12 protein-coding genes and 1 tRNA gene are annotated in these 12,650 nt (G+C 66.7%); 6 read left to right on the top strand and 7 right to left on the bottom strand.

What is annotated here, in order from left to right:
* Nucleotides 1-38: 38 nt before the first annotated feature.
* The gene (locus tag ACZLIF_RS19320; protein ID WP_128988372.1) at nt 39-1,394 is read left to right on the top strand and encodes a Gfo/Idh/MocA family protein; all 1,356 of its coding nucleotides are present in this window, start codon (nt 39-41) and stop codon (nt 1,392-1,394) included.
* Nucleotides 1,395-1,487: 93 nt separating this feature from the next.
* Here ACZLIF_RS19320 and ACZLIF_RS19315 read toward each other — a convergent pair.
* A tRNA-Arg gene (locus ACZLIF_RS19315) sits at nt 1,488-1,564 on the bottom strand.
* A 149-nt stretch (nt 1,565-1,713) separates the two neighbouring features.
* On the opposite strand from ACZLIF_RS19315, the gene ubiA reads away from it, so the two are divergent.
* The 3 genes from ubiA (at nt 1,714) to ACZLIF_RS19300 (ending at nt 4,543) form a co-directional block, all read left to right on the top strand.
* Nucleotides 1,714-2,607, top strand: a complete 894-nt coding sequence (ubiA, locus tag ACZLIF_RS19310) for a 4-hydroxybenzoate octaprenyltransferase (protein WP_128988370.1) — start codon at nt 1,714-1,716, stop codon at nt 2,605-2,607.
* A 105-nt stretch (nt 2,608-2,712) separates the two neighbouring features.
* Entirely contained in the window at nt 2,713-4,137 is a 1,425-nt protein-coding gene (locus ACZLIF_RS19305; protein ID WP_206733971.1) for a short-chain fatty acid transporter, read from the top strand.
* A gap of 241 nt (nt 4,138-4,378) precedes the next feature.
* A complete protein-coding gene (locus tag ACZLIF_RS19300; protein ID WP_164972363.1) occupies nt 4,379-4,543 on the top strand; it encodes a hypothetical protein in 165 nt (54 codons plus the stop codon).
* Nucleotides 4,544-4,595: 52 nt separating this feature from the next.
* Here the strand turns inward: ACZLIF_RS19300 and ACZLIF_RS19295 are convergent, their stop codons facing one another.
* The 6 genes from ACZLIF_RS19295 to ACZLIF_RS19270 form a co-directional block, all read right to left on the bottom strand.
* Nucleotides 4,596-5,213: a YiiX/YebB-like N1pC/P60 family cysteine hydrolase gene (locus ACZLIF_RS19295; protein ID WP_128988368.1), complete on the bottom strand. Its 618-nt coding sequence runs from the start codon at nt 5,211-5,213 to the stop codon at nt 4,596-4,598.
* 59 nt (nt 5,214-5,272) lie between these two features.
* On the bottom strand, nt 5,273-5,956 hold the full coding sequence (locus tag ACZLIF_RS19290) for a VOC family protein (RefSeq protein ID WP_128988366.1): 684 nt from the start codon (nt 5,954-5,956) through the stop codon (nt 5,273-5,275).
* A 90-nt stretch (nt 5,957-6,046) separates the two neighbouring features.
* Nucleotides 6,047-7,135, bottom strand: a complete 1,089-nt coding sequence (locus tag ACZLIF_RS19285; RefSeq protein ID WP_128988364.1) for an alpha/beta hydrolase family protein — start codon at nt 7,133-7,135, stop codon at nt 6,047-6,049.
* Nucleotides 7,136-7,165: 30 nt separating this feature from the next.
* Nucleotides 7,166-7,990, bottom strand: a complete 825-nt coding sequence (locus tag ACZLIF_RS19280) for an AraC family transcriptional regulator (RefSeq protein WP_128988362.1) — start codon at nt 7,988-7,990, stop codon at nt 7,166-7,168.
* Nucleotides 7,991-8,170: 180 nt separating this feature from the next.
* A complete protein-coding gene (locus ACZLIF_RS19275; RefSeq protein WP_053518156.1) occupies nt 8,171-8,767 on the bottom strand; it encodes a S8 family serine peptidase in 597 nt (198 codons plus the stop codon).
* Complete coding sequence (locus ACZLIF_RS19270; protein ID WP_128988360.1) at nt 8,767-10,542, bottom strand: S8 family serine peptidase; 1,776 nt, start codon at nt 10,540-10,542, stop codon at nt 8,767-8,769. Before ACZLIF_RS19270 ends, ACZLIF_RS19275 begins: the two co-directional genes overlap by 1 nt.
* A 286-nt stretch (nt 10,543-10,828) precedes the next feature.
* Here ACZLIF_RS19270 and ACZLIF_RS19265 point away from each other — a divergent pair, with 286 nt between their 5' ends.
* Nucleotides 10,829-11,269, top strand: coding sequence for a DUF2231 domain-containing protein (locus tag ACZLIF_RS19265; RefSeq protein WP_128988358.1), 441 nt, complete (start codon nt 10,829-10,831; stop codon nt 11,267-11,269).
* On the top strand, nt 11,262-12,572 hold the full coding sequence (locus tag ACZLIF_RS19260; RefSeq protein WP_128988356.1) for a PQQ-dependent sugar dehydrogenase: 1,311 nt from the start codon (nt 11,262-11,264) through the stop codon (nt 12,570-12,572). Before ACZLIF_RS19265 ends, ACZLIF_RS19260 begins: the two co-directional genes overlap by 8 nt.
* The last annotated feature ends 78 nt before the right edge of the window (nt 12,573-12,650 follow it).

Here is a 12,650-nt window from a genome sequence, read left to right as displayed (position 1 = left end):
TTGCGGCCGGCGCGCTTCCAAGAGGAGAGATGTTTGCCATGAAACGCAGGGAGTTCATCGCGGCCAGTGCCGCCGTCGCCGCCAGCAGCCTGTTGCCACAGACCCCGGCCTGGGCGCGCGGGCGCACCCTCCGCCTGGCCATGATCGGTACCGGCATGCGCGGCCAGGTGCTGTTGAAGGAGCTGGTGCGCCGCGACGATGTCGAGGTCATTGCACTGTGCGACATCGAGCCGATCATGCTGGGTCGTGCCGTGGACATGGTGACCAAGGCCGGCAAGCCTGCGCCGAAAACCTATGGCCAGGATCGCGACAGCAACGCCTGGAAGCGCCTTCTGGAACAGAGGGGCATCGATGGCGTGATCATCGCTACGCCGTGGGAATACCACGCGCCGATGGCGATCGCCGCCATGCAGGCGGGCGTGGCCGTAGGCTGCGAGGTGGTGGCCGGCATCACCCTGCAGGACCACTGGGATGTGCTGAAGACCCAGCTCACGACCGGCACGCCGTACATGCTGCTGGAGAACGTCTGCTACCGCCGCGATGTGATGGCCGCCCTGCAGATGGTGCGACAGGGCCTGTTCGGCGAGCTGGTGCATCTGCAGGCCGGCTACCAGCATGACCTGCGCGGGGTGAAGTTCAACTCCGGTGATCCCAACCAGCCTTACGACAGTGGCGTGGAATTCGGTCCCAAGGGCTGGAGCGAGGCACGTTGGCGCACCGAGCATTCGGTGGAGCGCAACGGCGAGCTCTACCCCAGCCACAGCATCGGCCCGTGCGCGATGTACACCGGCATCAACCGCGGCAACCGCTTTACCCATATCAACGCTTTCGCGACCAAGGCACGCGGCCTGCACGAGTACACCGTGGCCAAGAGCGGTGGCACCACCCACCCCAGCACCCAAGTGAAGTTCAAGCTGGGTGACATCGTGACCACCACGCTTGCCTGCGAGAACGGTGAGACCATCCTGCTGCAGCACGACACCTCGCTGCCTCGACCGTACTCGATGGGCTTCCGCGTGCAGGGCACCAAGGGTCTGTGGATGGACGTCAACCACTCGATCCACATTGAAGGCCGCAGCCCGCCGCACCAGTGGGAAGAATTCAAGACCTACCAGGATCAGTACGAGCACCCGTTGTGGAAGCAGCATGCCGACACCGCGGCCAGCGCCGGTCACGGCGGCATGGACTGGTTCGTCATCCATGCGTTCGTCGAGGCTCTGAAGGCCAAGGCGCCGATGCCGATCGACATCTACGATGCAGTGACCTGGAGCGCGATCACCCCGCTGTCCGAGCAGTCCATTGCCAATGGCTTCCAGACGCTGGAGTTCCCTGACTTCACCGCTGGCGCGTGGAAGCAGCGCAAGCCGATCTTCGCCTTCGACGGCACGTACTGATCCGTACACCCACGGTAGCGCCGGGCCATGCCCGGCGTTGCTGTGTGGACCGGTGTGCTCGCCCCGACAATCGGTGGCCTGAGCAGGGAAAGATGGCGCGCCCGGAGGGATTCGAACCCCCGACCAATGGCTTCGGAAGCCACTACTCTATCCGGCTGAGCTACGGGCGCGTTGTAGAACCGCCACGCCATCGGGTTGACCGAGGCGGGCATCGCATCGCCATGAGGCGGTGCGGGAGGGGCATTCTATCCAGTTTTGCCGCACAAATCTCCCCCCGGCTGGCAAAGTCGTTCCAGCAGCGCCGGAGTATCCTATCCCCATGGCCGATACCCCCCTCACTTCGCCGCATTCGCCGGCGACGCCGCGCTGGCGGCATTACTGGAGTCTGATGCGCGCGGATCGTCCGATCGGCACGTTGCTGCTGCTGTGGCCCACCTGGTGGGCACTGTGGCTGGCGGCAGGTGGCATGCCGCCGCTGTGGACCCTGTTTGTGTTCACCGCGGGTGTCTGGCTGACCCGCTCGGCGGGGTGTGTCATCAATGACTACGCCGATCGCTGGCTCGACCCGCATGTGGAGCGCACCAAGGCCCGTCCGCTGGCGACGGGGGCGATCAGTGGCCGTGCCGCGCTGGTGCTGTTCGCGGTACTGATGCTGGTGGCATTCGGACTGGTGCTGACCCTGAACGGGCTGACCATCGGCATGAGCTTCATCGGCGTGTTCCTGGCCGCCAGCTATCCCTACCTGAAGCGTTATACGCACCTGCCGCAGGTCTATCTGGGCATGTCGTTCGGCTGGGGTATTCCCATGGCATTCGCCGCGGTGCAGGGCGAAGTGCCGCTGCTGGGCTGGCTGCTGTACGCCGGCAACATCCTCTGGTCGACCGCGTATGACACCTGGTACGCCATGGTCGACCGCGAGGACGACCTCAAGATGGGCTCGCGCTCCACGGCGATCCTGTTCGGGGACCTGGATCTGGTGATCCAAGGGGTGCTCTACGCCCTGTTCCTGGCGACCATGGCGCTGGTCGGTGTGCGCGCCGGCCTGGGGAGCTGGTACCTGTCCGGCCTGGCGGTGGCTGCGGCGCTGGTGGTGTACGAATTCTGGATCTGCCGCAACCGCGAGCGGGGGCCATGCTTCAAGGCGTTCCTGCACAACAACTGGGTCGGCGCGGCGCTGTTCGCCGGTATCGCGCTGGATCTGGCGCTGCGCTGACAGGCGCAGCCGGGAAGGGGCGCGTAGCGTCCTACGACCAATAGGCGACTGACAGTCCCCGCCGCGAGGCCGAGAATCGAGCCATCGAACCTGGGAGGGTAGGTGATGGCCTCGACGGCAGCAGTACAGGATGGCTGGATGGCGCGCGCAGCGCTGCGCTCGGCCTCCTGGGCGGAAAAGTGGTTCCCTGATGCCTACGTGTTCGCGGTGCTGGGCGTGGTCATCGTCGCCCTGGCAGCCATCGGCTTCGGTTCCACGCCGCAGACCACGGCCAGTGCCTTTGGCGATGGCTTCTGGAGCCTGATTCCGTTCACCATGCAGATGGCCTTCGTGGTGATCGGCGGTTATGCCGTGGCCACCGCGCCTGTGGTGGCGCGCTTCATCGAACTGCTGGCGCGGGTGCCCCGCACGGGGCGCGGTGCGGTGGTCTATGTAGGCCTGGTCAGCATGCTGGCTTCGCTGCTCAGCTGGGGCTTCTCGCTGGTGTTCGGCGGTCTGCTGGTGCGTGCATTGGCGCGCCGGACCGATCTGCGCATGGACTACCGCGCAGCGGGTGCCTCCGCCTACCTCGGCCTGGGCGCGGTCTGGGCGATGGGCCTGAGTTCTTCGGCTGCGCAGCTGCAGGCGAACCCGGCCAGCATGCCGCCGGGGCTGGTGGAGATCACCGGCGTACTGCCCTTCACTGAAACCATCTTCCTGTGGCAGTCGATCGTGCTGACCGCGGCGTTGATCCTGGTGTCACTGCTGATTGCCTGGTTGACCGCACCGGCGGCTGGCAGTGCGCGCACCGCTGAATCGTTTCCCGGTGCGGCGCAGGCCGAGCCTGAGCCGCTGCAGCGCCGCACGCGCCCCGGCGAATGGCTCGAATACAGCCCACTGCTGACCGTGCTGCTCTCGTTGCTGGCCTTCGGATGGCTGTTCAACGAGTTCGCCAACAAGCCGGTGGTGACCGCAATCGCCAACCTCAATACCTACAACTTCCTGTTCATCTCGCTCGGCCTGCTGCTGCACTGGCGCCCGCGCAGCTTCCTGAACGCGGTGGCCAAGGCGGTGCCCAGCACGACCGGTGTGCTGATCCAGTTCCCGCTGTATGGCGGCATCGCGATGATCCTCACCCACGCGGCCGGCGCCGATGGGCAGACGCTGGCGCACCGGCTGTCCAGCCTGTTCGTGCACATCGCCAGCACCGATACGTTCGCTCTGGTGATGGGCGTGTACTCGGCGGTCCTGGGCTTCTTCGTTCCCTCCGGCGGCGGCAAGTGGATCATCGAAGCACCGTACGTGATGCAGGCGGCCAACGAACTGAAGGCGCACCTGGGCTGGGCTGTGCAGGTGTACAACGCCGCCGAAGCACTGCCGAACCTGATCAATCCGTTCTGGATGCTGCCGCTGCTGGGCGTGCTGGGCCTGAAGGCCCGCGACATCGTCGGCTTCACCTTCATCCAGCTGCTGGTGCACATCCCGCTGGTGCTGGGCCTGCTGTGGTTGCTGGGCATGACGCTGGAGTACGTGCCGCCTGTGATGCCATGAGGTGCAGCGCCCGCTGCGCGGCCGGGCCGGGCGGGCGCCGCTGAATGGGTCACAGCCTCTGCGGGCATGAGCACATGCCGAACCCACATGAATCCTTCAGCCGCTTGCGGCACAAGGCGCCACGCCGGTTCATTCACGCGCATGCACATTTCTGTAGCTGCGTCACAACGCATGGTTAACCCACCGCTGCAGACGATGGCCGCAACCACCGCATTCCGCGAGTGGCACTGGAGACACCGCAATGGGCCAGCACAATCAGAACCAGCAGAACCAGCAGAACCAGCAGAACCAGAAGCAGCAGGATCAGCAGGGGCGCGGTCGCGATCAGCAGCAGCAACAGCAGCAGGAACAGCAGCAGCGCGGCCAGCGCAACCAGCAGCAGGGCGGGCAGGACGAGGAAGAGTGACCCTCGCGTCCCTGTCCAGCATCGCCTGAAGCCCCGCCTTGCGCGGGGCTTCTCATTCCAGTGTGCCGATCCGCTCCAGCACGGGCGCCGCCGACATGTCGTTGGGATTGGTACCCGGTACGCCCTGCGGTACGTCCATGCCCATGCTGCGGTAGAGGTCGATCCAATGCCGGGCGATCTTCCCGGTCTGCGGATTGCGGAAGTTCATCGGCTGCAGCGCGAATACATGGTGGGCACGGAAGGCACGTTCGATGAAGTCCGAGCAGTAGTAGCTGTCATCGTTCGGCACGTAGGAGGCGTTGTAGGGCCCTCCAAGCAGGGTACGCGCGGTGGCGACGGCGTCGCCGATGGCAGCGTTGTGCGGTGCGCGCAGGCGGTAGACCACGATCTGCCGCAGCCGGGCGCGCGCCTCCTGCTGGAACGTAGCCAACGTCTGCCGGCGCGAGCCCTTCTCGTCCGCATGCAGCACTTCCCAGCCCTGCGTCGTGGCGGCCACCAGACCAACATGATCGAAACCGGGATGAGCCTGAGTACCGGTCGCGTCATCGATGGCAGCGCTCAGGCCACTTTGCCCTGCGGTGACGAACAGCAGGTCGCCCTCCTGGAGATCCACGGCCGTCGCCGCGGCAGCGGGCAACAACAGGGCGAACAACAGCAGGATGCGGCGCATGGAGGGTCCGGCAACGGGAGGGAGCGCCATTGTAGGTTCCTGCACGGCACACGGTCCGTTCAGCCCCGCCGATGCGGTACGGCGCGTACCTCCCAGCCCAATCCCGCATCCCGCAACTCGCCCGCGGGTACATCTCCCAGAAGCACCTGCAATCCCCGTGCGTTGGGCAGGTCCTTCTGTTCGGGGAACCAGCGGCGGTCGGCGGCAACGACGATCAGCAGGCCCTCGTCATCGCCCATCGGTGCGAACTGGGCCGAGGGCGCGCTGATGGGTTGCAGGCCGAAGCGCCCGGCGGCCTGCAGGCGCACCGAATCGACATCGTGGCTGGGCAGACCGACTTCGCTCAGGCAGGTCATCTCACTGCCATGGAAGGCGCCCTCCTGCGGACTGCACGGAAGCCGGCGCCGACCGATCAGCTCCAGGATCAGTCCATCCGGGCCGGTGAAATAAACCGACTGCGATTGCCAGCTGCTTTCCAGCGCGAAGTAGTCCAGTCCTGCCGGGTTGCGCTGCAGCGGCGTACGCTCGCGCAGCCAGGTCATTGCGGCCGCGAAACGGTTGTCCGGCACGTTGAAGGCCAGGTGCACGCCGCCAACCGCGACGTCCTCGGCCAGCCGCAGCTCGATCGTGCTCCAGCCGATGCGGATGCGGTTGCCGCTGACCGGCAGCTGCAACACATCGCGGAAATAGGCCGCCACCCCGGTGACGTCGGATACCGGCAGGGTGAGATGCAACAGACGCATGGTCTCTCCGCCTCGAAGCGTGCGCTGACAGTGTAGTGGCACCGGCCTTGGCGCGCCGTCGTCATCCCTGCAACACGGCGTCGCGAAGCGCTACGGGCGCGGCTTCAGGGCGGCCTCGAAGAACCGCTGCGCCTCCGCCACGGTGCGTGCATGCGTCTGCGCTCTTGGCGTCTGGCTGCTGCACAGGGCGGGCAGTCGCTGCTGGCCCAGCGGCGTGCATTCGGACAGGAAGTCGTAGTGGCCGACCCCGGGCAGGACATCCAGTCTCGCCTCCGTGATGGACGCCTTGGCGACCTCCGCGTTGGTGGCTGCAGGAGCGACCGTGTCCGCCGCGCCCTGGATGATCGACACCGGTTGCCGCAGCGCCTGCAACTGCTGAGGCGGGAACGCCTGCATGATCGCCGGTGCCATCAGAAACACGGCGCGCACACCCGGGACCGGGCGGGCATCATCGGCGTGGGCCATCCACGGCGCCAGATCCGCCGCCGCCGCCGCGGCCTTGCGAGCCTCCAGGGTGTGCGACGGCGCCTCGCTCTGGGGCTGGCACACACCGTCATCCGGATGGGCTTCGCAGAAATCACGCAACCGCCGCAGGTCCGGTCGCGCCCCCGCCGCCAGCAGGGCCGTGTAGCCTCCGGCCGAGAAGCCCATTACACCGATCCGCTGCGCATCCACGTGCGGCCCCAGCTTGGGATCGGCCTGCACGGCGGCCAATGCGGCGCGCAGATCATCCGCACGCAGCCAGCTCAGCATGCTGCCCTGCAGGGTCAATTCATCCACGCCGTTGTTGCCGGGATGGTCGACGGCGATCACCAGATAACCAGCGCGCGCCAACGCGGTGCCCAGCCAGCCCATCATGCGGGCGCTGCCGCCGTTGCCATGGGAGAGCAGCAAGGTCGGCAGGCGGCCACCGGCAATGGCGGCTTCCGGCGCCGCCTGGCCCACCACGAACAACGGTGCATCGGGCGGACCGATACGCAGAGGCACTTCGCTGCTGCCCGCCATAGCCGGATACCAGACGGTGTAGCGAAGCGTATCGCGCTGCTGCGCGTCGCGTACCGCAGCGCTGGACACGGTGGTCACTGCCTGGTGTTCGCCGGCCAGGCCACTGCCGGGGACGCCGGCGAGCGACGCGGGGGCAATCAGGACCAGGCCCAGCAGCAGGTGCATCAAGCGCATCGCACGACTCCTTTCAGTGTGTTGCATTCATCAGGGGTGGGGGTCCACGGGCAGCCAGATCTCCACACCGCCATTGCCGCTGTGCTCGTCGAAGCGGGCGTCGTAGCGTTCCAGGTCCGGCGCCGCGGCAAGACTCAATCCGGAGGTGGGCAGATAGTGATCCAGCAACCAGAACCAGGTGGCGCGGATGGACGAGATGTGGCCGTCATGCCAGGCCACCAGATAGCGGCGCGCGGGAATCTGCAGGCGCTGCCAATGTGCTGGAATCGAGGTCAGCGCGGCGCTGGGCAAGGCGGCCAGGTAGGTGAATCCGCCGTCGTCATCGCTGTCGTGGCATACACCAAAACTGACCGGTGCGGGTTTGGGCCACTCCCGGTTGAGCTGCGCCCATTGGCCAGGGATGGCGCCACTGCTGTGGCGGGTGTGGCGCATGCCGATTCCGGCCACCTGGAACGAAGGCGTGTCGAGCAGGCGCGGTGCCACGCTGCAGGCGGTGGGAATGTCGTCCACGCGCACCGCCTGCACCAGGACCAGATCCGCAGTGCCGGACTCGCGCACCCGTTCGGGGGTCTGCCCGAACTGCTCGCAGAAGGCACGGGTGAACGCGGCATGCGTGGAATAACCGGCGTCCATCGCCACCGGCAGGATTTCGTCGGCACCGTCGGCCAGCCGCTGCGCCGCCATGCTCAAGCGGCGGCCGCGCAGGTAGCGCATCACCGACGTGCCGGTGCGCGCGTGGAACAGACGCGACAGATGGAAGGGCGACAGGCCAGCGGCTGCCGCGATATCGGCCAACGCCAGCGGACGGCCCGCATGGGTTTCGATGTACCACAACGCCTTGCCTGCCGCGCTCATCCCGCCATCCCCGCTGCACTGTCCGGCACGGTAGCGGATCGGCTGCCGCTGCGCTTAGCAGTTCTTGCGCAGTGGATGGCTGACATGGGGAGAGAACCGGGCCGCCGGTCGACTCCGGCAAAGTCCCCGGCCGGCCGGGAGAGCCGGCCCGCCGGGGATACCACACAACGCTTTACCGCCTTACTTGGTTTCTTCCCACTGCACGACGTCGGGCTCGGCGGCGCGGATGCCGGCGGTCGACAGCAGTCGTGTGGTCGCGTCCAGTGCGGCGTTCACCGATGGGTACTCGACGATCGCACGGCCGGAGGCCTTGGACACCTTCACCACGGTGCCGCCGGTGGCCGTTGCCGCGCGCTGTGCGGAGGCCGCATCGGTGAAGAAGACCTTTACCCGGGAGGTGGCCACCACCGGCGCGCCGTCGCTTGAAACGGCGGCGGCGAACTTGCCGGCACCAGCATCCAGACGTGCAGCGGCACCGGTGCTGCTGGCGTCGGTGGAGCGCTTGCTGCGGGTACCGGTGGCGGGCGCCGGTGCGTCGGTCGAGGGCGTGATGCGGAACTCACCGCCCTTGGCCTGCTGCACGGTAGCCGACGGCGCCAGCTGGAAGCGGGTCGCGCCCACGTTGAACGCGCGGCCCGTGGCCCTGGCCTTCAGTTCCTGTGCGTCCACGGCAGACAGGCTCCGGGCTGTGGGGGCCTGGGTCGAGCTCTGCGCCCAGGCGGTAGAGGAGATCGCCGCGACGGCGAGGGTGGTCAACAGAATGGTCGTCTTCATCATCAGTGCCCCAGAACGCGGATCTTGAAGAATTCGAGGCTGCCGCGCGACGCTGCGTTCGCGGACTGCCCCATGTCGGTCACTTCCAGGGTCCAGGTGCCGTTGCCGGTCTCATCCAGGAAGGCGTTGCTGGACAGCAGGTCCCAACTGGTGAAGTTGCGCTGGATCGCCACGGAACCCGACAGGCCGGAGCCGATCGAGGTGAACGCCGGTTGCACCACGCTGCGCGTACCGCTGGGCGAAACCAGCACGAACTGCAGCTGGCGGGTGTTGCTGTGATTCACCCGGAAGCCCAGCTGCACCGATTCGACGTTGCGTGCGACATTGGCCAGCTGCACCGTCAGCCGCGCTGCCGCAGCGGAGGTGTTGCCGATGGCGACCCGGCGCGTGGTGTTGCGCCACCCGCTGTCCACCAGCGGGCCCAGCGACTGGAAGTTCTCTGCGACCTGCACCGCGCGCGCTGCGTTGACCACGCCGAAGCCGTACCAGTTGCTGTAGGCCCGGTTCGCAGCGTTGACGGTCCAGCCCGGCACCAGCGTGCGTCCATCGGCGAGTGTCACGGCAGGCTGGTTGGGATGGTTGCGGGTGGCCGTGGTGGCCAGGATGTACTTCACGTCGCGGTACGTCAGGTTCGGATTGGTTTCCAGCACCAGCGCCGCGACGCCCGACACCATCGGCGCCGAGGCCGAAGTGCCGTTCATCTTGGCGGTGTAATTGCAGGTGCTGTCGACAGCGGACTGATTGCCGTCCAGTGTGTTGCGCAGGCTCGCGTTCTTGTTGCTGCCCTGCGCGCAGCCGGTGACATCGGTGGTGACGATGGCCGGATCGTAGCGGACGGCAGGCTGGCCCGGGACGACCTGCCGCTGCCAGCCGTACTCGCCACCGAATGCGGACACCCACAGCGCGGCACCGGTGGACGAATAGGACGAACGCACGCCGTCGGCGCGCACCGCACCCACGGTGATCACATTGAACAGATTGTTGCGGGGGTCGCGGCCGGCAGGCACGCAGCCGGTGCCGCGGTTTTTGGTGTCGGTGGTGCAGACATCCTGCGTCTGGCTGATCGATGCGTTGTTGAAGTTGTTGCCGGCGGACTTCACGTAGATGCCGCCGCTGCCGCCGCGCGTGCCGGACAGCGCCTGCTCGTACGCGCGGATGTCGTTCTCGCTGAACGCGAACGGCAGGTTCGGATTGCCCGGGCCTGCGCCCCAGCTGTTGTTGAACACCTGCACGTCGGCGGCCTCGGCGCCGTCCCACCACGAGTACTCGATGTTGGCCGTCTGGCTGCCGCTTGCATCGGAGGCCAGTACGTTGAAGCCCTTCAGCGTGGCGGCCGGGGCCACGCCGCGCACGCCTACGCCGTTGGCGCCCACCGCGCCGGCAATGCCGCCGACCATGGTGCCGTGATTGTCCACATCCGGAGCGGAGGGGGAGGGGTTGTTGGAGTTGTTGGCAAAGTTCTTGCCCGCCACGGCTGCCACGTTGGCGGCCAGGTCCGGGTGGGCGATCTGCAGGCCGTCGTCGACGATGCCGATTATCACTCCTTCGCCGCGGATGCCATTGCGGAACAGCCCATCCACGTTCAGATCATTGCCGGCAACCGGGCGCGTGTCGCCCTGTACCGCTTGCCCGGTGTTGAGCAGATGCCATTGGATGCCGGCCAGCGGATCGGCCTGCTGGGCCTGGGCGGTCACGGCCAAACTGCCCAGTACCAGGGCAGTGGCCAGGGCCAGCCGCGCGGAGCGCGGTGGCGCGGAGTGGTGCGTGTGTCGCTTCATACACGAATCCTTCTGTTGTGAATCGGCATGGCAGGACGGCGGGGCGGAATTGCCCCATCGCAACGAGCCAAACGCGACACAACCGAGAACCCCCTACCTCTTCACGGCAGCAATCTGCAGATGTGCCGATTGCGTCACAAACACTCATGCCTCGCGGTAATGACGACTGCGCATTCCTGTTGTAAGGCCGAGCCCGGGCTCGCCGCAGAACCGAAGGCTCATCGCGCGCCCTCACCACCGACTGTGCTACCAAGGCACGTGCACTTCCCCGCAATGGAGCAGGACGATGGTCAATCCGCTGGCCCAGGCCCATCGTGGCCTTGGCACGACGCTGTTCAGCCTGTTGAATCCGATCCCGTTCGGCTTCTTCGTCGGCGCCCTGATCTTCGATGCCATCTACCTCAACTCTGCCGAGGTGATGTGGGGCAAATCCGCGGCGTGGCTGATCACGTTCGGCCTGCTCATCGCCATCGTGCCGCGACTGATCAACCTGTTCGCCGTCTGGCGCCGGGGCAACACTGCCACGCGCATTGACCGCCTCGATTTCCTGCTCAATCTGGTGGCGGTCGCCCTGGCCATCTGGAACGCCTTCGTGCACAGCCGTGATGCCTATGCGGTGGCCGTTCCCGGCACGATCCTGTCGGCGCTGACCGTTGCACTGATCGGTCTTGGCCATGTCCTGCTGTCACTGCAGCCGCCGGTGCCGCAAGGAGGCCGTCATGGTTGATCGCATCGTGCCCGTCGCAGGCGGGCTGGTTCTGGCCGCAATCCTGTCGGCCTGTGCCGGCAAAGCCGAATATCACCCCAGCGAACAATCCGGTGCGCATCCGCCGCTGCCGGCGCCGGAGAACTACCTGATGCCGCCCATGCAGGTACCGCGCGGGGTGGGCTGGGCCGATGGGCAGGCGCCGTCGGTGGCCGACGGACTGAAGATCGAGCGCATCGCTGCCAACCTGCAGCACCCGCGCCGCCTGCTGACCCTGCCCAATGGTGATGTGCTGGTGGTGGAAGGCAACGGTCCGGGCACCGAGCCGGTCACCACCCCCAAGCAATGGATTGCCGGCAAGGTGAAGGCGCGCTCGGGCAAGGCCGGCAAGGGAGGCAACCGGGTCACGCTGCTGCGGCGCGCGCCCGGCACTGCCACATGGAGCCAGCACGTCTACATCGAGGGCCTGCATTCGCCATTCGGCATCGCCCTGATCGGCGACACGCTGTACGTCGCCAACACCGACAACATCATGAAGTACCACTACGTGCCCGGCGAAACGCGCATGTCCGACAAGGGCAGCGAATTCACCGACCTCCCCAGCACCGTCAACCACCACTGGACCAAGGATCTGCTGGCCAGCCGCGATGGCAGCAAGCTGTACGTGGGCGTGGGCTCCAACAGCAACATCACCGAAAACGGCCTGGCCATCGAGTACCGGCGCGCGGTGGTGCTGGAGGTGGACGTGGCGACCAGCGGCAGCCGCATCTATGCCTCCGGCCTGCGCAACCCCACCGGCCTGGACTGGGAACCCAGCACCGGCAGGCTGTGGGCAGTGGTGAACGAGCGTGACGAGATCGGTGCCGACCTGGTGCCGGACTATCTCACCTCGGTACAGGAACATGGTTTCTACGGCTGGCCGTACAGCTACTACGGCCAGCATGTGGACGAGCGTGTGCAGCCGCAGCGGCCGGATCTGGTGGCCAAAGCGATCCGCCCGGACTACGCCATCGGTTCGCACGTGGCACCATTGGGGCTGCTGTTCTATACCGGCCAGGCACTGCCGGCGAAGTACCACGGCGGCGCCTTCATCGGCGAACATGGCAGCTGGGACCGCTCTCCGCTGAGCGGCTATGAAGTGGTGTATGTGCCGTTCAAGGATGGCAGGCCGACGGGGCGTCCGCAGACCGTGGTCAGTGGCTTTGCCTCGGAGGACGAGAAGACATTGAGGGGCGCACCGGTGGGCATGGCCATCGACAGCGAGGGCGCCCTGCTGGTGGCCGACGACGTCGGCGATGTGGTGTGGCGTGTGTCGGCCAGGTAGCTCTGCAGAGTCCAGCCATGCTCGACTGCTCTGGATCTGGCTTCTGTAGGGCCGAGCCCATGCTCGGCCTACGCGCGC

The organism is Stenotrophomonas sp. 2201_Sma (genome assembly GCF_056486685.1).
This window is presented reverse-complemented; position numbering and strand designations above follow the sequence as displayed.